This window comes from Mesorhizobium sp. Root552, from assembly GCF_001427285.1.
Lineage (GTDB): Bacteria > Pseudomonadota > Alphaproteobacteria > Rhizobiales > Rhizobiaceae > Mesorhizobium.
In genome coordinates this window covers 17170-38891 of the sequence record NZ_LMFV01000034.1, presented here as the reverse complement: position 1 = coordinate 38891, position 21722 = coordinate 17170, and the positions used below count along the sequence as shown (strand labels likewise).

Annotated in this window: 18 protein-coding genes; 10 read left to right on the top strand and 8 right to left on the bottom strand. The window is 61.7% G+C overall.

Annotation, left to right across the window (positions count from 1 at the left end):
• Positions 1-45 precede the first annotated feature (45 nt).
• The 4 genes from ASD50_RS13670 to ASD50_RS13655 all read right to left on the bottom strand — a co-directional run bounded on the left by ASD50_RS13670 (position 46) and on the right by ASD50_RS13655 (position 6695).
• Positions 46-1569, bottom strand: a complete 1524-nt coding sequence (locus ASD50_RS13670) for an AAA family ATPase (protein WP_056242209.1) — start codon at positions 1567-1569, stop codon at positions 46-48.
• A gap of 199 nt (positions 1570-1768) precedes the next feature.
• Complete coding sequence (locus ASD50_RS13665) at positions 1769-2881, bottom strand: ABC transporter permease (RefSeq protein ID WP_056242207.1); 1113 nt, start codon at positions 2879-2881, stop codon at positions 1769-1771.
• Positions 2881-5628 (bottom strand): ribosome-associated ATPase/putative transporter RbbA, encoded by a 2748-nt coding sequence (rbbA, locus tag ASD50_RS13660; RefSeq protein WP_056242203.1) that lies wholly within the window; start codon positions 5626-5628, stop codon positions 2881-2883. Before rbbA ends, ASD50_RS13665 begins: the two co-directional genes overlap by 1 nt.
• Positions 5625-6695: an HlyD family secretion protein gene (locus ASD50_RS13655; protein ID WP_056242201.1), complete on the bottom strand. Its 1071-nt coding sequence runs from the start codon at positions 6693-6695 to the stop codon at positions 5625-5627. Before ASD50_RS13655 ends, rbbA begins: the two co-directional genes overlap by 4 nt.
• Positions 6696-7315: 620 nt before the next feature.
• Between ASD50_RS13655 and ASD50_RS13650 the strand changes: the two genes are divergently transcribed.
• The 8 genes from ASD50_RS13650 (at position 7316) to ASD50_RS13615 (ending at position 13647) form a co-directional block, all read left to right on the top strand.
• The gene (locus ASD50_RS13650) at positions 7316-7840 is read left to right on the top strand and encodes an Hsp20/alpha crystallin family protein (RefSeq protein ID WP_056242199.1); all 525 of its coding nucleotides are present in this window, start codon (positions 7316-7318) and stop codon (positions 7838-7840) included.
• A gap of 353 nt (positions 7841-8193) precedes the next feature.
• Positions 8194-9699, top strand: a complete 1506-nt coding sequence (locus ASD50_RS13645) for a PAS domain S-box protein (protein ID WP_056242195.1) — start codon at positions 8194-8196, stop codon at positions 9697-9699.
• Complete coding sequence (gene fixJ, locus ASD50_RS13640) at positions 9695-10306, top strand: response regulator FixJ (RefSeq protein WP_056242559.1); 612 nt, start codon at positions 9695-9697, stop codon at positions 10304-10306. The genes ASD50_RS13645 and fixJ overlap by 5 nt, the downstream gene beginning before the upstream one ends.
• Positions 10307-10439: 133 nt before the next feature.
• Positions 10440-10781: a hypothetical protein gene (locus ASD50_RS13635; RefSeq protein WP_156465095.1), complete on the top strand. Its 342-nt coding sequence runs from the start codon at positions 10440-10442 to the stop codon at positions 10779-10781.
• Between the two features lie 92 nt (positions 10782-10873).
• Entirely contained in the window at positions 10874-11521 is a 648-nt protein-coding gene (locus tag ASD50_RS13630; protein ID WP_082549655.1) for a helix-turn-helix domain-containing protein, read from the top strand.
• A gap of 517 nt (positions 11522-12038) precedes the next feature.
• A complete protein-coding gene (locus tag ASD50_RS13625; RefSeq protein ID WP_056242189.1) occupies positions 12039-12467 on the top strand; it encodes a DUF2267 domain-containing protein in 429 nt (142 codons plus the stop codon).
• A 33-nt stretch (positions 12468-12500) separates the two neighbouring features.
• Positions 12501-13187 carry a phosphoribosyltransferase gene (locus ASD50_RS13620; protein ID WP_320410616.1) on the top strand — a complete coding sequence of 229 codons (687 nt, stop codon included), beginning with the start codon at positions 12501-12503 and terminating at the stop codon, positions 13185-13187.
• A 13-nt stretch (positions 13188-13200) separates the two neighbouring features.
• On the top strand, positions 13201-13647 hold the full coding sequence (locus ASD50_RS13615) for a pyridoxamine 5'-phosphate oxidase family protein (RefSeq protein ID WP_056242181.1): 447 nt from the start codon (positions 13201-13203) through the stop codon (positions 13645-13647).
• Between the two features lie 95 nt (positions 13648-13742).
• Here ASD50_RS13615 and ASD50_RS13610 read toward each other — a convergent pair whose 3' ends face one another.
• A complete protein-coding gene (locus ASD50_RS13610; RefSeq protein ID WP_056242556.1) occupies positions 13743-14582 on the bottom strand; it encodes a universal stress protein in 840 nt (279 codons plus the stop codon).
• 177 nt (positions 14583-14759) lie between these two features.
• Here ASD50_RS13610 and ASD50_RS13605 point away from each other — a divergent pair, with 177 nt between their 5' ends.
• Entirely contained in the window at positions 14760-15596 is an 837-nt protein-coding gene (locus tag ASD50_RS13605; RefSeq protein ID WP_056242178.1) for a universal stress protein, read from the top strand.
• Between the two features lie 15 nt (positions 15597-15611).
• Positions 15612-17495, top strand: coding sequence for a heavy metal translocating P-type ATPase (locus tag ASD50_RS13600; protein ID WP_056242175.1), 1884 nt, complete (start codon positions 15612-15614; stop codon positions 17493-17495).
• 47 nt (positions 17496-17542) lie between these two features.
• On the opposite strand, the gene ASD50_RS13595 is transcribed toward ASD50_RS13600, so the two are convergent.
• From ASD50_RS13595 to ASD50_RS13585, 3 genes are all read right to left on the bottom strand, one after another.
• Positions 17543-18136, bottom strand: a complete 594-nt coding sequence (locus ASD50_RS13595) for an NAD(P)H-dependent oxidoreductase (RefSeq protein ID WP_056242172.1) — start codon at positions 18134-18136, stop codon at positions 17543-17545.
• Positions 18137-18197: 61 nt separating this feature from the next.
• Entirely contained in the window at positions 18198-20720 is a 2523-nt protein-coding gene (mgtA, locus tag ASD50_RS13590) for a magnesium-translocating P-type ATPase (RefSeq protein WP_056242169.1), read from the bottom strand.
• Between the two features lie 105 nt (positions 20721-20825).
• Positions 20826-21647 (bottom strand): universal stress protein, encoded by an 822-nt coding sequence (locus ASD50_RS13585; RefSeq protein ID WP_056242166.1) that lies wholly within the window; start codon positions 21645-21647, stop codon positions 20826-20828.
• Positions 21648-21722 lie beyond the last annotated feature (75 nt).

The following is a 21722-nucleotide window of genomic DNA, read 5'->3' as shown; positions in this document are numbered from 1 at the left end:
CGACATTATCCGAAATCTGCGTCAGACCGCGGCTGCGCTGGAACTTCAAATGATCGGCAGGGCCAGGATATCGGCGACGATCACGGCCGGCTGTCGCGTGGCGTCGAGGCGTTGCCATGTGATCTCTCCTGGGTCTCTTTCCAATTGACGCGACAGGACCTCGACGGCCGCGTCGGACGGGCCGCCGTGTCGCTGGTCGACACGCCGCCACAACACATCGGGAGCGACGTCCAGCCAGATGCCGAGAAAAGGCGCGTGCCGGTCCCCGGCTGCTCGTTCGATGCGCATACGATCCTTCTGTCGCTCGAATACCGCGTCCGCAACCACCGATCCGCCCTCGGCAAGGACAAGGCTCGAGCGCCACGCCATATCCCGATAGACCCGCTCGGAGATTCCCGGCCGATAGGCTTTTTCGGGCAAGCGTGTTCCCGGCGGCACGCCGTGCAACGCCTTGCGGATGCGATCGCTCTCCACGATACGCGCACCAGGCGGCGCCCCTACATGGGCAGCGAGCGCCTCTGCTATAGTCGTCTTCCCTGAACCACTCAGTCCACTGATGGCGATGAGCCGGGCAGGGCACTCCTTCAGAAGGTTCGTCGCGAGGTCGAAATAGGCGCGAGCCTCCCCCCGCAAATTGCCGGAAGGGTCGCCGTCCTCTTCCACCTGGGTGCCGGTAACATGCGCGCGGACTGCCGCCCTGACGGCCATCATGAAGGGCAAGAGCGCGAAGCCGTCCTCGTTGTCGGTCTCGTCGAGATAACGGTTCGCCACGAGATTCGCCAATTCCTGGAAATCACGGCGCCACAGATCCATCAGCAGGAACGCCAGATCGTAAAGCACGTCGACCGTTGCGATGCTGTCATTGAATTCGATGCAGTCGAATAGGGAGGGCTTGTCATCTAGTAGGCAGATGTTCCGCAAATGCAGGTCGCCGTGGCAGCGCCGTACTTTGCCGGCCAACTCACGCTGGTTCAACACTTCGCCATGACGCGACAGCGCTGTCCGGAACGCCGCATCGAGCGCTTCGACTTCCATCTCACTGAATACATGGCTGGTGGCGAAGCCGGCCCTGTTGATGTCCAGCACGCCTGCAAGGCTCGCAGTACCGTCTCCGGTATGGACTACCGGCGCCTGACGATGGAAATGTGCGATCATGAGTGCCGTCTGTGTCATCAGGTCGGGCGTGAGCGCACCGGCTTCCGCCATGCGGTCCAAAAGGGCGGACTGCCTGAAACGCTGCATCTCCACGACAGCCTCGACGAGTTCTCCCTCGCCACCGAATGCGAGCTTGCCGCCGGTCTCGCGCGTGATGCGCCTGACGCCCAGATAGAGGCCAGGGGCAGTCATGGAATTAAGCTCGACTTCCTTGCAGCACGCGGCGAAACGAAGTTCGGGTGTCGAGAAGTCTACATATGGCAGCTTGACTGCCCGCTTCATCTTGAAGGCGCGGTCGCTCGCCAGAAAGATCCGGGAGATGTGCGTCTCGATGGTCTCGACGGGCGTGATGATCCCAAGTGCCGCCGGGTCGGACAAGAAGGCGACCGCGTCAGTCTGGTCGAACTGGCTCAAAGACGCCTCCTGAAATGCCGTGCGGGCTTTGCTATCATTCTGCAAGCGGGCAGGGGCCTGCATGCTCCATCCAGCAGACTCATGTATGCGATGCATCATCGTCCGCGTTCACGGAACACGCTTTGCGCGGAATCAAAAGAAGCGCTTCGGCTTGCCGCTCGTCGGGACAATGTGTTTCTGCGGCCATGCCATCGATCGTTTATCGCAGGAATTGGCGAAAACGGTGCAGTGAAAATGCGAACAAAGTGGTGCCAATGGCTGCCAGCGCGAGAAGCTGCGGCCAGACCACGGCCAAGCCTGCGCCGCGAAACAGTACGGCTTGGGCCAGGATCACGAAATGCGTGTTGGGCGCCGCATACATGATGATCTGGATGATCTCGGGCATGTTCTCGCGCGGCGTGACGCCACCCGACAGCAACTGAAGCGGCATCAGCACCATCATCACCAGCAAGGCGAACTGAGGCATCGATCCGGCGACGGTCGCCAGAAACAGCCCAAGACAGGTCATGGCCACTATGTCGAGCCCCGCCCCGGCCATGAACAGAAGCCGCGACCCTTCTATCGGGACAGCGAGCAGGTTTTCCACGACAACGAAAAGACAGAACGCCGTTGCCACCAGAACGACGGCTCCCATGGACCAGATCTTGCCGACCATGATCTCGAAGGCGGTGACCGGCATGCCCAGCAGGTGTTCGATGGTGCCGTGCTCGCGCTCTCGGATCAGCGCGGCACCCGTGAGAATGACGGAAAGCATCGTGATGGCCTCGATCATCTCGTTGATGGCGCCGAACCATCCTTTGTTCAGCTCCGGGTTGAACCGTGCGCGCAGGTCGATTTCCACCGGCAAGCGCCTCTCTGTCCTGTGGCGGGAGAGAAATTCCTCGACCTCGCCTGTGACGATGGACTGGACATAGCCGCCGCCGGTGAACGCCTGCGACATGCGCGTGGCGTCTATGTTGAGCTGGATGGTGGGCGAGCGTCCTGCCAAAAGGTCGCGCTGGAAGTTCGGTGGAATGTCGAGGGCGAAGGTATCGAGGCCGGCGTCCATCCTGAGATCCATCTCAGACTGTGCAATAAGCCGGGGCGGCATGAAATAGGGAAGATAGAACGCGCTGGTGATGCGTGAGGATACGGCCGACTGATCCTCGTCCACGATGGCGATCGGCGCCCGGTTAAGGGTTTCGGGCATGGCCTGCGAGCCGACATAGATCGCCACTGAAAAGGCATACACGACCAGCACCAGCAACATGGTGTTACGGCCGAGCCCCCGCAGTTCCTTCACGCCCAGATGGAAGACGTTGGCGAGCCGCATCAGCGTTCCTGCTTCCTGAGGAAAGCGGCACTGAGGCCGATGAAAACGGGGATCGCGATGAGCAGCGGGACGAGTGCGCCCGACAGGTCACCGAAGCCGAGCCCCTTGGAGAAGACGCCGCGCGAGATAGTCATGAAGTAGGTTGCCGGATAGACCTGCCCGATGAAGGCGCCGACGCCTTGCAGCGACGACACGGGATCGATCATTCCCGAATATTGCGCGGCAGGGATCATGGTGATCAGCACGGTGCCGAAGATCGCGGCGATCTGGCTGCGCATGAAGGTGGAGAGGAATAGGCCCATCGCCGTTGCGACTACGACGTAGAGGAAGGCGGCCGCTGTCAGAGTTGCCAAGCTGCCCGTCAGCGGCACGCGGAATACAAAGACCGCAAAGGCCGTCAGCAACAGAAAGTTCAACATGGCGATCCCTACATAAGGGATCTGCTTGCCGAGCAGGAATTCCATGCGGGTCACCGGCGTGACGTAGAAATTGACGATCGAGCCGAGTTCCTTCTCTCGCACGACGCTCAGCACGGCGAGCATGGACGGGATCATCAGGAGCAGCATCGGGATCACCGCCGGCGCCATCGCGTCCAGGCTGCGCACATCCGGGTTGTAGCGGTAGCGGACCTCGAGCTGGAAGGCGCCTTGCGCGGCGACATCACCGTAGGGCTCGCGGGCCTTCTGCATGAGCCAGTTCGCGTGCATGCCCTCGACATAGCCGCGCACCGTCTCGGCCCGCGCCGGCATCGCGCCGTCGATCCAGGCACCGACCGAAATCTGGCGGCCGCGCGAAAGGTCGCGCGCGAAGCCCGGTGGGATTTCCAGCGCCAGCGCGATCTCGCCGCTTTCCATGCGCCTGTCCATGTCGGCGTATCCAGCGAACGGCGGTTTCTCGGTGAAGAAGCGGGAGCCCGACAGCTGCAGAGCGTAGTCGCGGCTGATGGCCGTGTCGTCATGGTCGAGGATGGCGAAGGTAAGGTTCTCGACATCCATGTTGATGCCGTAGCCGATCACGAACATTAGGATGAGGCTGCCCACGGTGGCGAGCGTCGCGCGGATCGGATCGCGCAGCAGTTCAAGCGTCTCCCTCCGCGTGTAGGCGTACATGCGACGGAAATCGAAAAGGCGGCGGGCGTCGCCTGCGGATGGGCGGGCGACTTTCGGGAGTGGTTCGGCCATGTCGGCGACTTGCTCGCCGTTCGCCGCATCTTCCAGATAATCGACGAAGGCCGCCTCCAGCGTCGGCGTGCCGCGGCTGCCAACGATGGCGGCCGGCGTGTCGCACACGAGGACCTTGCCTGCGTGCATTAGCGCAATCCGGTCGCAGCGTTCCGCCTCGTTCATGAAGTGGGTGGAGACGAAGACGGTCACGTTCAGGCACCGTGACAGATCGACGAGGATCGTCCAGAACCCGTCGCGGGCAACGGGATCGACGCCGGACGTCGGTTCGTCGAGGATGAGGACATCCGGCGCGTGGATCATGGCGACTGCCAGCGACAGGCGCTGGCGGTTGCCGAGCGGCAGCGCCTCCGGCCACGCGTCCAGAATTCCCGTCAGTTCGAATTGTCGCGCAACCTCGTTGACCCTCCCGTCGATGCCGCCGGCGGGAAGGCCGAACAGGCGAGCGTGGAGTTCGAGGTTCTGGCGCACCGTCAGTTCCGAATAGAGCGAGAATCCCTGCGACATGTAGCCGACGCGGCGCCTGACTTCGACGTTCCGCGGATCGACTTCGCGCCCAAGAAGCATGGCCCGGCCGTCGCTGGCGTCCAGAAGGCCGGTCAGCATCTTCATGGTGGTCGTCTTGCCGCAGCCGTTCGATCCGATGAAGCCGAAAATCTCGCCGCGATGGATACGGAAACTGGCGTCGTCGACGGCGATGAAATCGCCAAACCGCTTGGTCAGGTGATCGGCCTCGATCGCCGCTTCGTCGTCGGTGTCCGCCGGCCGTGGTGGAATGACGACCTCGCGGTAGCCTTCACGTTTAGCGGCCGGGAGCAGGGCGATGAAGGCCGCGTCGAGTTCGCTGGTTCCCGTGCGCTCCAGAAACTCGTCCGGCGTACCGGAAGCGAGCACGCGCCCGCCATCCATGGCGATGAGCCAGTCGAACCGGGCAGCCTCCTCCATGTAAGCCGTGGCCACTATGACGCTCATGCCTTCGCGGCTGCTCCGTATCCGCTCGATCAATTGCCAGAACTGCCGGCGCGAAAGTGGATCGATGCCGGTGGTCGGCTCGTCGAGTATCAGTAGGTCCGGATCATGGATGAGCGCGCAGCAAAGACCGAGTTTCTGTTTCATGCCTCCCGAAAGGTTGGCGACCGGGCGGCTGGCGAACAGGGCGAGCCCCGTGCTTTCCAGGAGGTCCCTGATGCGATGCTCGCGTTCACCTTTTTCGTGTCCGAAGAGGCGGCCGAAGAAATCGACATTGTCGAACACGGAAAGCGTCGGATAGAGGTTGCGCCCCAGTCCCTGGGGCATGTAGGCGATGCGCGGGTAGGCGCTGCGCCGATGTGCGGCGTTCGCCATGTCGCCGCCGAGGACTTCGACATGGCCGGTCTGGATGGTCCGGGCGCCTGCGATCAGCGCAAGCAGACTCGATTTGCCGACACCGTCGGGGCCGATCAGCCCCACCATGCAGCCGGACGGAAGGTCGAGGGTGACCGCGTCGAGAGCGCGCGTCTTTCCATAGGAAAGGCCGACGCCTTGCAGTCGTGCCACTATGTCCGCAGTCGCTGCGCCATGGTTCATTGCAGCAACGTTTTCTGCAGGGTGGCAGGCCATTCGACATTGGGATCAATCCGGACATAGGCGACGCCGGGTAGGCCGGTCTTCACCTGTTGGATATATTTTCGCAGCAGTTCGGGAGAAATTTGCGCCTTTATGCGGAACATCAGTTTCTGGCGCTCCTCCTCGGTCTCGACTGTCTTCGGTGTGAACTGTGCGACATCGGCGACGAACGTCGCTTTCGCAGGGATGACGTATTGGGGCGCGGCGTCGAGGACGAGCCGGATTTCGGCGCCGATCGCCACGCGCCCAGCCTGCGCGGTCGGCAGGAAGAAAGTCATGTAGACGTCGCCCAGATCGACAAGGTTCAGCACCCTGCCACCGCTGCCCAGCACTTCGCCTGGCTCGGCCACCCGGTACTGCACGCGTCCGTCGCGTGGCGAACGCAGCGTCGCGTCGTCTATTTCGGCAACGATGCTCTCGATCGCCGCCTGTGCCGAATCCACCGCCGCTTTCGCATCCACTACCTGCGCTTTGGCGGCATTGATGGCCGCCGCGCTGGCAGCAAGCTGGGCTTCGGCCGCCGCTACTGCCGCCGCCGAGCTACGCTCTGCTGCGCGATCGTTGTCGAGCACCTGCTGCGAGATCGTGTTGGTGGCCGCCAGTTGCTCCGAGCGCTCCAATGTGCGCTCGGCGGCGTCGAGCTCGGCTTGGCGCTGTGTGACAACGGCTGCCGCCGCGGTCCTTTCGGCCTCCCGCTGTAGGATCAGCGTGTTGGTTGTATCGACGCCGATCTGGGCGCGCTGAAGCTGCGCCTCCGCTTGCCGGCGCTGGGCTGCGAGCTGTGTTGTGTCCATCCGGGCAAGCACATCGCCCGTCTTCACGAAATCGCCTTCGCCGACAAGGATCTCCTTGATACGTCCCGGCGATTTAGCCGAAATGTCGATCTCGACCGCCTCGATGCGGCCGTTGCCGCTCGCCAGGCCTTCCGGCAGCACGCCGTTGTGGGATTGCTGCCAAACATAATATCCAACGGCGGCGAGCGCTGCCAACACGCCAACCGTGAGCCAGATGCGCCGATCTATCGTCATCGCCGTGCCCAGTCGCGGTTGCCTAGCGGCCGGCTGGGCTGCCTGGTGCCGGGAAAGACGCCGTCAGCACTGCTGTGTCGGAGCGGGAGAGCGATCTCACGGCCAGGCCAACCATGCACGGCTGATGGATCGATCTGTCGAGGGTTTATGGCAACATCGCCCATGGCGCAACTCCGCTGCTTGCGATCTGCGCCATCAAAACCAGAGCCAGGTACGGCTACCTTGATCGGCGTCAATCGGCGGCGGCGGACGGTGACGAAGATGTGTCGAAGGCGCACCTTGAGAAGGTTCAAGGGCGTTTTCGACTGTTCACTACCTCTTGCGTTGAGCACGACACGTACGCCGAAAGAATGCATGGCTCTTGGAGTTTTGATCCGCGTCAAGGAGGGAAGCTGGAAAAGGCCGTTTGCTGAAATCCTTGCTGGATCGAGTTGGATCGGGCGAAGCGAGGCGAACAAGGCGTTAGCAAACGCCATCGACCGAGCGATGGACCGATCGGTGATGACATCCCGCAAGCGGATCCGCCGTCCTCCGGCCCTAGCGTCTCCAGGGAGACCCAAAGGTGGAAGAGCGGCGGCGGCGGCATCTGAACGATCCGTCAACTCTAAAGGAGAGTCCCCATGGCCGAGGCTGCCACCAAACTGCCAGTCAAGAAATCCACCGCGCCCGCGAGGTCCGAGGATAGGGCGCCGTTCGAGAGCCTGCGCCGGGAGATCGACCGGCTGCTCGATGATTTCCAACCGTTCGACTGGCGCCTGCCGTCGAGGGTTCTGGGCTTCGAAGTGCCGCGCATCTCCGCCGCCGAATGGCAGGTCACGCCGGCAATGGATCTCGTCGAGAAGGACGACGTTTACGAGATCACGGCGGAACTGCCGGGCTTGGACGAGAAGAACGTCGAAATCAAGCTTTCCAACCATACCCTGACGATCCAGGGCGAGAAGAGCGAGGAAAATGAAGACAAGCGCAAGGACTACTATCTGTCCGAGCGCCGCTACGGGTCTTTCCAGCGCAGCTTTCAGCTTCCCGAGGGCGTCGACGCCGACAAGATCGAGGCTCGTTTCGCCAACGGCGTGCTAAGCGTAAAACTGCCCAAGACTGCCGAGGCGAAAAAGGCCGAGAAGACGATTGCCGTCAAGGCGGCTTGACCGTTTACGCGATCACCGGCGTGCTCCTGGAACCGCGCCGGTGATATCGTGTCCTGCCTTTCCATTGGCCCGTGTGCACGTTCAATGAGCGCACCAGCCTGGTGTGGAGCAGTAGCGCTAGATCACGCCACCTCTCCAAAGCCACAATAGGCAAGCGAAATCTGAGTCGGCATCGAACGTGCACTAGCCGTTCATCAATTCCCGCATCAAACATGGGTCAGTTTCCTCCCTTCCTCTCCTAAGTGCGCGCATATATTCTTGGTTGGGTTCACCCATCTCAGGGGCGGCACCGTTCCGTCGAGCCAAGACCTTATGATAGCCTTCTTTCGAGACGATGTGGCGAGGAGCGTCCGGTGCCGGCGAGAGACATTCCAGGGCTGCAAGGCCGTTTCCTGCAGGCGGTCTTCTCCTCCCGTTTCGAAGGTAATGTCGGCTATTTGCTCGCCGCGTGTGCCGTGGCTGCAATGTTTGTTGTCCGTTTGGCTCTGCAGAGCGTCCTGGGCAGTGCCATAACCTTCATTTTCTTTGTTCCTGCAATTCTACTTGCGGCTATTGCGAGTGGTATCGGTCCAGGGCTTTTTGCCCTTGTCCTGTCCCTTCTGGGCGCGCTTTACCTTGCGGGTGCCGATGCCTCGTCATGGGTGCAAAGCTCAGTCTTTGCAATGGTTGGGCTCGTAATCGCCTGGATGGGCGAAATGCTCCATCATGCACGTCGAGCTCTCGACAAGACGGAAGAAACGCTCAGGGCCCAGCAGAATCACTTGCGATCGATCCTCGATACGGTGCCTGACGCGACCGTGGTGATCGACGAACAGGGACGTATCACGTCCTTCAGCGCGGCAGCTGTTCGCCAATTCGGCTATACGGAGGCCGAGGTGCGAGGCAGCAACGTGAAGATCCTCATGCCCGAGCCTTATGGCAGCGAGCATGATGGCTACATCCAGCGCTACATCGGAACCGGCGAGAAGCGCATCATAGGCATTGACCGCGTCGTGGTCGGTCGCAGGAAGGATGGCTCCACCTTTCCCATGAAACTGGCAGTCGGCGAAATGCGATCTTCAAGCGGGCGGTTCTTCACCGGATTCATCCGGGATCTTACCGAGCGCGAGGAATCCGCCGCCCGGCTGCAGGAGGTACAGAGTGAGCTTGCAAGGCTCGCTCGTCTTAACGAGCTTGGCGAAATGGCTTCGACGCTGGCGCACGAATTGAACCAACCGCTGGCCGCCATTGCAAACTACGCGCAAGGCTGTGTCCGTTTCCTTAGCAGTCTGGATGACGCCGCTGCTGACCGCATCCGGGGCGCTCTCGAGGAGACGGCGAAGCAGTCGCTGCGCGCGGGCGGGATAATCCGGCATCTGAGGGAATTCGTCACGCGTGGTGAAACGGATGTCACGCGCGAGACAATGCGCAAGCTTATCGAAGAGGCCGGCGCTCTTGCCCTGGTTGGTTCGCGCGAGCAGGGAGTCCGCTCGCTCTTCGATTTTGCGCCGAAAGGAGCGGATGTCATGGTCGACCGTGTTCAGATCCAGCAGGTGCTGATCAATCTCATGCGCAATGCGATGGAAGCCATGCGCGAAAGCGAGAAACGCGAACTGGTCGTGCGCACGGCTATCGAAGGGGGGCATGTCGTGGTGGAGGTGGCGGACACGGGTCCGGGTATTTCCGAGGAGGTGGCTACGCGCCTTTTCCAACCTTTCGTCACCAGCAAGGCGAGCGGCATGGGGATCGGGCTTTCCATCTCCAGACGAATCGTCGAAGCGCATGGAGGCGAGATTTCGGCTAGTCGAAACGACAGTGGCGGGGCAACGTTCAGGTTCACGCTCCCCTTGGCGGAAAGGGAAGTGTCGGATGCTGATTGACAACTACGTGGTTCACATCGTCGACGACGAAGAGTCCGTCCGCAAATCGCTTGCTTTTCTCCTGACCATGACGGGCTTTACGGTTCGAGTCCACGATTCCGCAAGCAACTTCCTTACCGCGGCAAAGGGCATTGGCAAGGCGTGCCTCATCACCGATTTGAGAATGCCGGACATGAGCGGTGTGGAATTGCTGGAGAAGCTAAAAGAAACAGGCACCTCGATTCCCGCGGTGGTCATCACGGGCCATGGGGACGTTCCGATGGCGGTTGCGGCGATGAAGGCGGGCGCCGTCGACTTCATCGAGAAGCCATTCGAGGATGAGGTTTTGCTCGAAGCGATCAAGCGAGCCGCAAGCCAGTTGGAAGGAACCCCGGCCCCCATGGAAGACGCGGCAACGCTCCGTGCGAGGCTCGACAGCCTTTCGGAGCGCGAGCGCCAGGTGTTGTCTGCTGTCGTGGCGGGCCTGCCCAACAAGACCATCGGCTTCGACCTGGGAATCAGCCCTCGCACCGTTGAGGTTCATCGCGCCAACATCATGTCAAAGATGCAAGCGAGGAATCTGCCCGAACTGGTTCGCATGAGCCTGGCTATGGACCTGTTCTCATAGGCTGTCGGAAGCCCAAATCTGACTGTCGATGGTCCCGGGACAACATCCGTTTGATCCATCGCAATGCGCCGATCACAGGCGACGTGGTCCAGTACGCATGATCTGCAGAGGGGGCATCGGTGGGTGCGGGAGGATGGATCAGATAATCGTCGTGACACCAGACGTTTCTTTCATGCACTCGCTTACTTTCGTTCTTGAAAGTGGCGGCGTTGGTGTGTTGTCTTACGATGCCCTCGATCCAGCTTTCGGGTCGTTGCAAGCTCGTCATGTGGCTTGTGCGGTCGTCGACGACGAAGCCATCTCTGACTGGCAGTACGCGGAGGACCTTTTCAGGAGCTTCAGACATCCCGTTATCCTACTTATGGACCAATATTGTCCGCCACGGGATATGCCTTACGCGAGATGTCTGGCAAAACCGTTTCTCGGTGAACCACTCCTTGAGGCCGTTCACGACGCGATCAGCGGCAAAATTTGATCCCGGTACGTAGAAACCCGTACGGATACAACCGAATTTCGATCGATCGAAATTGGGTGGATTGTTGCGCGATCGGTATCGAGGAAAGACCCATGACGAGCTTCGAGCAATCGCACTATTCCAATCAGCTTGGCGGCATCCTGCTCAAGCACCAAACACCCAACACGCCGTTGGCAAGCGGTCAGCCCGCCACATTCTTCCCGGCGGGCTCGGAAATTTACGCCCAGGGCGAGAAGTGCGGGAACCTTTACCAGGTGGAGTTCGGCGCCGTCCGCATCTACCGTCTCTTGTCGGACGGCCGACGTCAGATATCGGCATTTCACCTGGCCGGCGAGATGTTCGGGTTCGAAGCCGACAAGAGCCATCACTTCTTCGCCGAGGCAATCTGCGGCACCGGCATTCGCGTCCTGCGTCCTTCGGCCTCCCATGTCGTAGCCGAACTTCTGCCGATGGCGCTTCAAAGCCTGGTGCGGGCTCAGGAGCAGCTTCTGGTGCTTGGCCGCCAGAATGCCGTAGAACGCGTCGCCGCATTCTTTCTTGAGATGTCGGAGCGTCAAGGCGGACTGCGTCAGGTCGAGTTTCCGATGTCACGGTTGGATATTGCGGATTATCTCGGCCTTACAATTGAAACCGTCTCGCGGGTCTTTTCCAAACTCAAAAGCAAGGGAATCATCCGGCTGCCAAGTCTGAGGTGCGTGGAAATCGTCAAGTTGCGGACACTTCAGGACATGGCTGCATGACCACTCTGCATCAGCAGGCGCAGATAGGCTCTACCGGACATCCGGGAACCCTCTGGTAAATGCATGTGGTATCCAGTAGCGACCGCTCCTTTTAGTCGCGATCTCGAGTTGGCGGTTCGGGACCGGGAAGGCACCCATGCGCTGGTGTTTCCCTGTCGACGTATTCTAACCGGATGGATTGCCTCAAGGACGCGCGAAAGACTTGACGTATCCCCGACGCATTGGCGTGCGTGGAAGGATATCGACCCGGAGGTAAGCTAGCAGGCAATCCCAGGAGGCGAGGCGCTTCAACATTTCCGGCAACTTCAGGGTGGACTTCGACCTGCTGCCGGGCGGCCGGTTTCGGTCGAGACCGCTTGATTATGTGGCTCATCATGAGTCGACATGAGAAAATCCGGGCCTTTGATCAGGATCAACGCGACGGCTCGGTAAAGTTGCCCTTCTTTATCTACCTGCCGCTACCTCGGTTGGAACGACCGGACGAGCGGCAAATCGATCCCACGGAGGAGCCGCAGCCGTGACCAGAACGACGATCCTGAATTTTTCGCAGGCAGCGCAACAGGCGCAACACTGGGTCAATGAAGTCGCCAGCGAGTTGAACTGGGACGTCCCGCGCGCCTATCGACTGCTAAGGGCTGTCTTGCACACGCTCAGGGACTGGTTGCCGCCGGAAGAAATGAGCGATCTGGCGGCGCAATTGCCTGTCGTGGTCCGTGGCGTCTTCTTCGAAGGCTGGCGTCCCCTCGACGGCCTTGGCCACAGCCGTCGCAAGGGCGATTTTATCATAGCCGTGAGAAGGGAATTCGGCTTCGAGGCGGAGGTTGATTTCGATCGTGCCATCGGAGCGGTCTTTCATCTCCTTGATAGCCACATCTCGGCGGGCGAGATCGATCAGGTCCGCAACTCCATGAGAAAGGCGCTCCGGCAGCTTTGGCCGGCGGACTGAACCATGTTTTCTGATCGACAAGAAGCAGGACGAATGCTCGCGAACGAACTCGCCGGACTATCGCTTCACGCACCTGTTATCCTTGCCCTGCCGCGTGGGGGCGTACCCGTAGCTGCCGAGATCGCAAAAATGCTGAAAGCGCCTCTCGACCTGATCATCGTTCGCAAGGTAGGCGCTCCGGGCAATCCTGAACTTGCGGTTGCGGCGATAGTCGATGGCGATCCGCCGGATGTCGTCCTCAACCGCGAAATCGTGGAAACCTACAATCTCGACGACGCGGCCCTTGCTACGCTGGTGAAACGTGAGCGCCCGGAACTGCAACGTCGCCGGACCCTCTATCGGGGCAGTCGGTCGCCGCTTTCGATCACCGGAAAAACCGCAGTGCTCATTGACGATGGCGCGGCGACCGGCACCACGATGAAGGTGGCCATACGCGCCCTCAAAAGGCGCTCGCCGCTGGCGATCGTCGTAGCCCTGCCCGTTGCTCCGCCTGAGACAGTAGCCGAACTCAGCCATGAGGCGGATCGTGTCGTGTGCCTGGCGCAGCCGCTGCATTTTCGGGCGCTTAGCTACTACTATCGCAATTTCGAACAGCTCGAAGACAACGACGTCCTCGTCGCATTGGACCACAGCCAGGCGGGCAGGGACATCGCGACGAACGAAAGCCGGAAAGCGGCTACAGGAAGTTCTGTCACGGGCTACGTTAAAAAGAAGCGATAGAAAGGAGGCGCCCATGTTGATCAGAACCATGACGACCCTTGAATGCACGAAGCTGCTCGATGGCAACCGGTTGTGCAGGATCGCTTGCGCTAAAGACAATCAACCGTATGTCGTGCCCGCCTATTACGCGCATGCCGAGAACCACCTCTTCATGTTCTCTATGATCGGCAAGAAGATCGAATTCATGCGGGCGAATCCGCGCGTGTCGGTACTTGTCGACGAGCACGGTAAACACCGGCAGTGGAAGAGCGTCATTGTCGATGGCAGATATGAAGAACTGCCCGATGAGATAGGCCACAAGCGCGACAGGGACCGTGCCTGGTCGATATTGAGCAAGTACAACGATTGGTGGGAGCCGGGCGCGCTGAAGCCGCTTCTGCCGCCGATGTCAAACGAAATGTCGCATATGTTTTTCCGTGTCTCGATCGAACAGATTTCCGGGCGTGAGGCGAAGGAATAGCCGTGCGGTGCATGACGATTTAGGCGTGGCGGGAGACGCCTGCGACCTGCTGATCATCGCCCCCCGCGTGTCGGCAGTCATTTCCGGGTAGCTTGTCAGCGCGCCAGGAAAACCGGGATCGGAGAGTTTTCCAGCATGGAGCGGGTCACGCCGCCGAAAATGCGCTCGCGCAGTCGGGAGTGACCGTAGGCCCCCATGACCAGCATCTGCGCGTCCGTGTCAACTGCGTGTCGGCGAAGGACATCCGCCACGGAATGGGTTTCGCTCGGAAGGCGGTCGACGATGACCTTGGCGCCATGGCGCGCCAGGAAGGTCGCCACGTCGGCTCCCGGTTCCTCGCCATGGGAACGCGTGCCTTCGACAGGATCGACAATGGCCAGTCGCACCTCGTCCGCTGCGGCAAGCAATTCCAGCGCTTCCCGAACGGCCCGTGTCGCCTCGATCTTCGTATCCCAGGCGACCAGAACCCTTTTGGGTCCGAGTGTAGGCCGAGCGCCTTCAGGGACAAGCAAGAGCGGCTTGCCGGACCAGAACAATGCGCCTTCGATGACCTTTTCCTTCAGCGTTTCGGTTTTCAGCAATTCCGGTCCGGCGAGCGTCAGGTCGGCATAGCGGGCCCGCCTCCCTACCATCTCTTCGGCCCACCCAGCCTCGGGATATTCGCTCACGACGTTGCCCGAAACGGCGCTGCCGGCCACGAACGTCGATATTTCCGCCTTTCGGGCATTCAAATGCTTCAGGTCTGCTTCCCGCTCCTGTAGCCAGCTATCCGATACGACGGCGGCATACTCACCGATCGGCGGAGGAGCGGCCAAAGTCATGACAAGAACCGATAGGTGCGCTTCGGCTTGTTCGCAAAGATCCGCCGCCAGCTTGAGATCTCCTTCGCAAGAGCTCTCTGGCCCAGCGACTGTAAGGATTGTCTTGAACGTCACGACTGCGATCCTCGCCATTTGGAAAGTTGCGCAGAAGGAATATTCATTCTCGATGCCGCATTCATTGCGATGAATCAAATCGGCTATCCGTTCGCGATTGATCCCGGTCAAGGAAAGCTGGGCGTCCATCGAGGAATCTGCATATTCGTCGTTCGCCGCCCTTAAGAGGAACGTGACATGAAACTTCAGGTTTTACTTCCGCTCGTTACGTATCCCGGCCCGGTTTCGCCGCATGTCGGATCGAATGCCGCTGTCGTGTCGGCGCAACTCGAAGCGGAGCTGCATGCCCTTGCGGTGAATGTCGACATACCGCCTGTGTCGAATGCCCTTTCCACTTTCTTTTTGAAAACGCCGGAATTGATAAGGCAGGCGAATGCGCGCAGCCGCAAGTACGGCGAGGACATCCTTCGCGTCGTGACGGAGCAAGCCAAGCTCGCGAACGTCAAGCTTGTTACCGACCGCGCGGCAACGTCGTTGCCGCTGCTGGCCGATCTAGCGGCGAATCGGGCACGCTACTTCGACTTTGTCCTGATCGGTTGGGAGGCCGCGAACGAAAGCACGCACACGCTGGCAGAGGATGTGATCTTCGGCGCTGGCCGCCCGGCCATCCTGCTTCCCGAACTGGTCAAGCCGGCTGCTTTCGGTCACGTGGCGATCGCATGGGATGGAAGCCGCGTCGCGGCAAGAGCCGTCGCCGACTCGATGCCGCTGTTGCGGAAAGCGTCGAAGATCACGGTTTTGACAGTGACCGACGAGAAGGACCTGCCGAAAGACGATCCCGGCGTCCGGCTCGCAACGGGGTTGCAGGCGCGCGGACTTTCCGCCGAGGCCCATGCCGTGCTGAGCGGTGGCAGCGACATTGCGGTAACCTTGCAGGAAAATGCCATCCAACTCGGCGCCGCCTTGCTGGTGATGGGCGGTTACGGCCATATGCGGTTACGCGAATTCATCCTCGGCGGAGCGACCGATGGGGTTTTGCGCGACCTGCGCATGCCGATCCTGATATCGCATTGATCTGCGTCGTCATTGATGACGAGTGAGAAAGCCCGCGCCGGTTTCAACGTAGTCCTGCTGGTCATCGCCCTGGCCGGCCTCGCGGCCGGACTCGGCCTGAGCTTGGCCGGGAAACCTGATTTTGCCCGAGCTGCATGGATGGCGGGCGTTGTTCCTGTTCTCCTCGCGCTTGCCGTGGAGATTCTCCGCAGCCTGTGGCGGGGCGAGGTCGGCCTCGACGTCGTGGCGGCGCTGTCCATGTCGGCGGCGCTCGCTTTCGGCGAAACCCTCGCGGCGGCCGTCGTTGCGTTGATGTATTCCGGCGGGACCTTTCTGGAGAGCTTCGCCGAGGGACGTGCCAGGCGCGAAATGCATGACCTTCTTTCGCGTGTCCCGCGGACCGCGACGCGGCATCGCGACGGGAGGTTGGACGAAGTTCCTCTTGATGAAATCGCACCCGGCGACCTTCTCTTGATCCGGCAAGGAGACGTCGCTCCGGTCGATGGGGTTATCGAGAGCGAGCGAGCCGTGCTCGACCAGTCTGCGATGACCGGCGAATCGATGCCAGTCAGGCTTATATGCGGCCAGGAGGTGATGAGCGGCTCGACCAATGCGGGCGAGGCCTTCGACCTGCGCGCCAGCCGCCGCGCGGCGGAAAGCACATATGCCGGCATCGTGCGTCTGGTCGAGGATGCGCAGCGTTCGAAGGCGCCGATGTCGCGGCTGGCGGACCGCTATTCGATCCTGTTCCTCTTCGTCACGGTCACGCTTGCCGTCGCTGCGTGGTGGACGACGGGTGATCCCATCCGTGCCGTCGCGGTTCTGGTCGTCGCAACGCCATGCCCGCTTATTCTCGCGGTACCCGTTGCGCTGGTCGCGGGCCTGTCGCGCGCCGCGCATTTCGGCGTGCTGATCAAGGGCGCAAAGCCCCTTGAGGCGCTCACGCGGGCGCGGACGCTCATCCTCGACAAGACCGGCACGCTAACGGACGGGCGTCCGCAGATCGTCTCCATCGAAGCATATACCGCCTTGCCGTCGACGGAGGTGCTGCGTCTGGCCGCTGCAGCCGACCAGGCGTCGAAACACCCGATGGCCCAGGCGATCGTTGCCGCGGCGCGTGCGAAAAACATGCTTCTGCCCGTGCCGACCGATATCGGCGAATTGGCGGGGGAGGGGGTCACGGCAGTGGTCGATGGACATTCCGTGATCGTTGGCGGAATGGACTTCGTCATGCGCCGGATTGTGACACCCGCCGTCCTGAAGAAGCCACCGAAAGCGGGCACGGCTCTGGTTGCCGTTGCCGTGGACGGGCAGCTTGCCGGCTTGCTGGTTCTTGCCGACAGGCTACGTCTTGAGGCAAAGGATTTTCTGTCCGGCATCCGTCGCAACGGCGTCAGCCGGATATTGCTTGCCACGGGCGACCGCCGGGTCGTCGCGGATGCGGTGACCGAAGGCCTCGGTCTCGACGGAGCCCGTGCTGAACTGACGCCGGACCAGAAAGTGCTTCTGGTTCTGAGCGAGCGTAAGAACGGACCCGTGATGATGGTGGGAGACGGGGTCAACGACGCTCCGGCGCTTGCAGCGGCCGATGTTGGCGTGGCCATGGGGGCAAGGGGGGCGGCCGCTTCCGCGGAGGCGGCCGACGTTGTCCTGCTGGTCGATGATCTTGGCAGGCTCCTTGCCGGGCTCGAAGTGGCGGTCAGGTCTCGACATATCGCGCTTCAGAGCGTGGCGGCAGGCATAGGCCTTTCGGTGGCTGGCATGGTCGCCGCGGCCTTCGGCTATCTCACCCCGGTCCAGGGCTCTCTGCTCCAGGAGGCGATCGACGTGGCGGTGATCCTGAACGCGCTGCGGGCGTTGCGGATTTCACCGGATTGGCCGCAGCGGATAACCGACCCGCCGCAGGCGGCGGCGATTTGAGCGTGTCTCTCCATCTTGCCGGAAGGGAGCCTCGGCGATGAAAGGCTTCACCCAGCTTTCTTTCCGAGCGCGTGCATGGCGGAAATCCACTTCCTGCGCTTGACCTCGCTTGCACCTTCCACCATCCCGAACAAGGTTTCCCGGACCGGACTGATGCCGACGAAGTTCAGGATGTTGCGGCGCAGTCCCGCGATGCCGTGGCCAAGATACCAGAAGCGATAGAACGAGGCCGGCATTCCCATGGTCACCACCACGCGCGCCGAGCGGCCCTTGAGCAGCGTCTTGGCGAAGCCACTTTTGCCCGCTTCGGGATAAGCGAAGGCGACACCCGGCCGCATCACTTGCTCCAGAAAGGCTTTTAACAAAGCGGGCATGGTGCCAAGCCAAAGCGGAAAGACGAAGACGAGATGCTCGGCATCCTTCAGCGCCTGAGCGGCGTCCTCCAGCGTGATGGGCAGGGGTCGATCCGCGAATTCCGCCATGGTGCGAAGGATCGGGAAATCGAGCGTCGCGATGTCGATGAGCCGGACTTCATGACCGGCCGAGCGTGCGCCATCGGCATAGGCTTCGGCAAGCGCCCGGCACAGGCGCTTGGGGTTGCTGTCAGGATGGCCGACGATGATCAGTATGCGGCGCGGCATGGCGGCTCTCCGGATAATCGAGCTAGGTTACGCAGCCCACGAACCGACGCCTTGATCGCAATCAAGGCAGGTGCCGCTTGGAGCGCCGCCGTTCACGCGAGAAAAACCAGCTCTTGATCGCCTCGGACGCTGCCAGATAAGCCAGCGTGATCACGACTAGACCTGCCATTATCTGCACCGGCAGCGGCACAAATCCGAACCGCGCCGCACCCGGCAGATAAGGAATTGCGACCGCCAGCACGGCGATCGCCAGCGTCAACCACGAAAGCAGCGCGCTGGGGCGGCTTTTCCAGAATGCTTTACGGGTGCGCACGATCAGCACGATGGCCAGTTCCGTGATGAGCGACTCGACGAACCAGGCCGTCTGGAAGATTTGCGCGGTTGCCCCGGCGATGAGAACGAGGAAACCGAAGGTGACGAAATCGAAAGCCGAGCTGACGAGGCCGAAGGCGACCATGAAGCGGCATACATAGCCGATGTCCCAGCGTCGCGGCGTGTGCACCTGATCAGCATCGACATTGTCGGAGGCAATCGCCAGCGACGGCACATCGGAGAGGAAATTGTTCAGCAGGATCTGCGGCGCTAGAAGCGGCAGGAAGGGCAAGGCCAGCGAGGCGAATGCCATGGAGACCATGTTGCCGAAATTGGCGCTGGTGGTAATGGCGATGTACTTCATCGTATTGGCGAAGGTGCGTCGACCGTCGTCGATGCCGCGCAACAGGACGCCGAGGTCGCGCTGGAGCAGGATCATGTCCGCGGCCTCGCGCGCGACATCTACAGCGCCGTCGACGGAAATGCCGATGTCGGCCTCGTGGAGCGCCGGCGCGTCGTTGATGCCGTCGCCGAGATAGCCGACGACATGGCCGCGCCGCCTGAGCGCGGCGATGATGCGCTCCTTCTGGTTGGGGTTGATCTCGGCGAAGATGTCGGTGCGCGCGGTGCGGGCGAACAGCGCTTCCTTGGTCAGCTTCGCCAGTTCGGCTCCGGTGAGGATATGACGGTGCGGCAGGCCGATGGTCTGCGCCAGATGCGCTGCGACATAGCGGCTGTCTCCAGAGATCACCTTCACCTTGATGCCGCGCGCCGCGAGCGCCTTCAGCGTCTCGGCCATGCCGGGCTTCGGCGGATCCTGGAACAGAAGGAAGCCGGCGAAGGCAAGCTCGGCTTCATCCTCGCGGCCGTAGCTCGCGCGCGACGGAAAACGCCGCGTCGCAAGGCCCAGCACGCGAAAGCCCTGCATGCACCAGCCTTGCACCTTCTCGTCGACCGCCTTCGCCTGCCGCTCGTCCAGCGAACAGGCTTCGGCGATGTTCTGGACGGCGCCCTTGCAAATCAACAGGTCCTCGTCAGCGTCCTTCTGCCGCACAATCACCGACAGCCGCTTGCGGATGAAATCGTAGGGAATCTCGTCGACCTTGGCGTAGGCGGCGAGATCGTCGTCCGAGCTCCTGCTGCCCGCTATCCCCTCATCCAGCGGATTTGCCATGCCAGATTGCAGCGTCGCATTGAGCAGCGCCCACAGCCGCACCTGCGGTGAACCCGCTCCATCGGCATCCAGGCAGCCGTCGAGGCGGATCGTTCCCTCGGTCAGCGTTCCGGTCTTGTCGGTGCACAGAAGGTCCATGCTGCCGAGGTTCTCGATGGCGTCGAGCCGGCGCACGATGACGCCGCTGCCCGCCATGGTCCGCGCGCCGCGCGCCAGCGTGACACTGATGATGGCCGGCAGCAGTTCGGGCGTCAGGCCGACGGCGAGCGCCAGCGAAAACAAAAGGGAATCGACGGCCGGGCGATGCAGCAACAGATTGGCGAAGAAGACGAGAATGACGATGACCAGCATAATCTCGGTCATTAGATAGCCGAAGCGGCGGATGCCCCTGGCAAAGTCCGTCTCCGGCACGGCGCGCGCGATGGCGCCGGCAATGGCCGCGAACTCCGTCCGCTCACCTGTGCGCACGGCAAGCATCGTGGCGGTGCCGCTGCGTACGGATGTCCCGGTGAAGACGGCATTGCTGCGCTGGCCGATCTGGGCATCCGGAGCCGAGCGGCCTGGCTCCTTCACCACCGGAAAGGTCTCGCCGGTGAGCGCCGCTTCGCTGACGTTGAAGTCGCGCGTCTCCAGAAGCACGCCGTCCGCCGGAATAAGGTTGCCGGCCGAAAGACGGATGACGTCGCCCGGTACGATGTCACCGACGGCGGTGGATGTCTCCTGGCCGTCGCGCAACACGGAAGCCTTGCGGGCGATGCGCGCCGTCAGCGCCTCCATCGCCCTGGAGGCCCCATATTCCTGTGTAAAGGATAGTACGCAGCTTGCCAGCACGATGATGCCGATGATGAGCGCCTCGCTACCTTCGCCGACGAAGGCGGAGACGACCGCCGCGAAGATGAGGATCAGCACTAGCGGGCTGCGGAACTGCCGCGCGAAGGCGGCGAGTGCGGAGGCATGCCCAATTCGACTGACCGCGTTCGGGCCGGCTTCACGGAGCCTGCTTTGAGATTCGTCGAAAGAAAGGCCCGACGGGCTAGAACGCAAACTGGTAAGCAGCGTCTGCACCGGCACCGACCAATACGCTTCGGCCGTCGACATCTCATTGTGTTCCACGAAAGAGCACTCCGCGGCAGCGCTATCGGCCGGGCCGCTAACCGCGAACGGTGGTGCGCGCCGCACGGGACAGCATATAGCGTTTTCCTGTCAGCTCGCCATGAAGCGGTTTCGGCCCGTTTCGTCGAGGAGCGAGCGGGTTACGCCGCCGAACGCCCATTCCCGTAAGCGGCTATGGCCATACGCGCCTGAAACGATCAGGTCGGCGCCGCTCTCGTCCAGTGCCTGGAACAGTTCAAGATGTTCATCGGAGCCTTCAACTGGTTTCGACCGGGCTTTGATGCCATGTCCCCCCAGAAAGGCCATGACATCTGCGAGGCTTTGGCGGATCCGTTGATCGACTTCGCTGGCGACCGTCACAACTGTCACGGTCTCGGCCGATTTCAATAGCGGCAGCGAATCGGCGAGTGCGCGTCGCGCCTCGCGCGTATCCTTCCAGGCGACAGCGATGTTCCTCGCCTGCACCTGTTCGGTGTCGCGAGCGATAACGAGCACGGGCCGTCCGGCTTGAAGAGCGATGCTTGCGGGATCCGCCTGCCGGTAAGCGTCGCCTGTTGCCGCGCCTTCGACCGCGCCCATCACGATCAGGTCAGCCGCTCGCGCGGCTTCTGCCAAAGCGCGCGTCGGATTGTCGAGGGCCTCACGCCATTCGGCCACCACCTTGCCAGCGACCCGTTCGACAAACCTTTCGTGTAGATCCTTGACACGGGTCTGTATGTCGTCGCGCATCCGCATCCATGTTTCAGCGGCCAGGCCTGCGCTTTCCGGTCCGGCAAAGGGAAGCGGCGCATCGGCAGCGCAAAAGCCGATCAGCCTCGCCTGGAAGCGTCCTGCGAGCTCGGCGGCAGCCTTCACGACGGGAGCGATAGGCCCGTCTATGTCGAGGTTCACGATTATGGTTTTATAGCTCATTGGTTCGCCTTCCGCTGTCGCCGAACTGGTGATTTCTCGATGAAACGAAATCTATAGTCCGCCTGGGATAGTACC

Excerpts from the sequence above, each read along its gene's own strand:
- ASD50_RS13655 (WP_056242201.1), bottom strand. The coding sequence starts at position 6,695 with ATGACGATAGATCGGCGCATCTGGCTCACGGTTGGCGTGTTGGCAGCG.
- ASD50_RS13650 (WP_056242199.1), top strand. The coding sequence starts at position 7,316 with ATGGCCGAGGCTGCCACCAAACTGCCAGTCAAGAAATCCACCGCGCCC.
- mgtA (WP_056242169.1), bottom strand. The coding sequence starts at position 20,720 with ATGTCGACGGCCGAAGCGTATTGGTCGGTGCCGGTGCAGACGCTGCTT.
- ASD50_RS13605 (WP_056242178.1), top strand. The coding sequence starts at position 14,760 with ATGAAACTTCAGGTTTTACTTCCGCTCGTTACGTATCCCGGCCCGGTT.
- ASD50_RS13600 (WP_056242175.1), top strand. The coding sequence starts at position 15,612 with ATGACGAGTGAGAAAGCCCGCGCCGGTTTCAACGTAGTCCTGCTGGTC.
- ASD50_RS13635 (WP_156465095.1), top strand. The coding sequence starts at position 10,440 with ATGGATCAGATAATCGTCGTGACACCAGACGTTTCTTTCATGCACTCG.
- ASD50_RS13615 (WP_056242181.1), top strand. The coding sequence starts at position 13,201 with ATGTTGATCAGAACCATGACGACCCTTGAATGCACGAAGCTGCTCGAT.
- ASD50_RS13665 (WP_056242207.1), bottom strand. The coding sequence starts at position 2,881 with ATGCGGCTCGCCAACGTCTTCCATCTGGGCGTGAAGGAACTGCGGGGG.
- ASD50_RS13585 (WP_056242166.1), bottom strand. The coding sequence starts at position 21,647 with ATGAGCTATAAAACCATAATCGTGAACCTCGACATAGACGGGCCTATC.
- ASD50_RS13620 (WP_320410616.1), top strand. The coding sequence starts at position 12,501 with ATGCTCGCGAACGAACTCGCCGGACTATCGCTTCACGCACCTGTTATC.
- ASD50_RS13595 (WP_056242172.1), bottom strand. The coding sequence starts at position 18,136 with ATGCCGCGCCGCATACTGATCATCGTCGGCCATCCTGACAGCAACCCC.
- ASD50_RS13630 (WP_082549655.1), top strand. The coding sequence starts at position 10,874 with ATGACGAGCTTCGAGCAATCGCACTATTCCAATCAGCTTGGCGGCATC.
- rbbA (WP_056242203.1), bottom strand. The coding sequence starts at position 5,628 with ATGAACCATGGCGCAGCGACTGCGGACATAGTGGCACGACTGCAAGGC.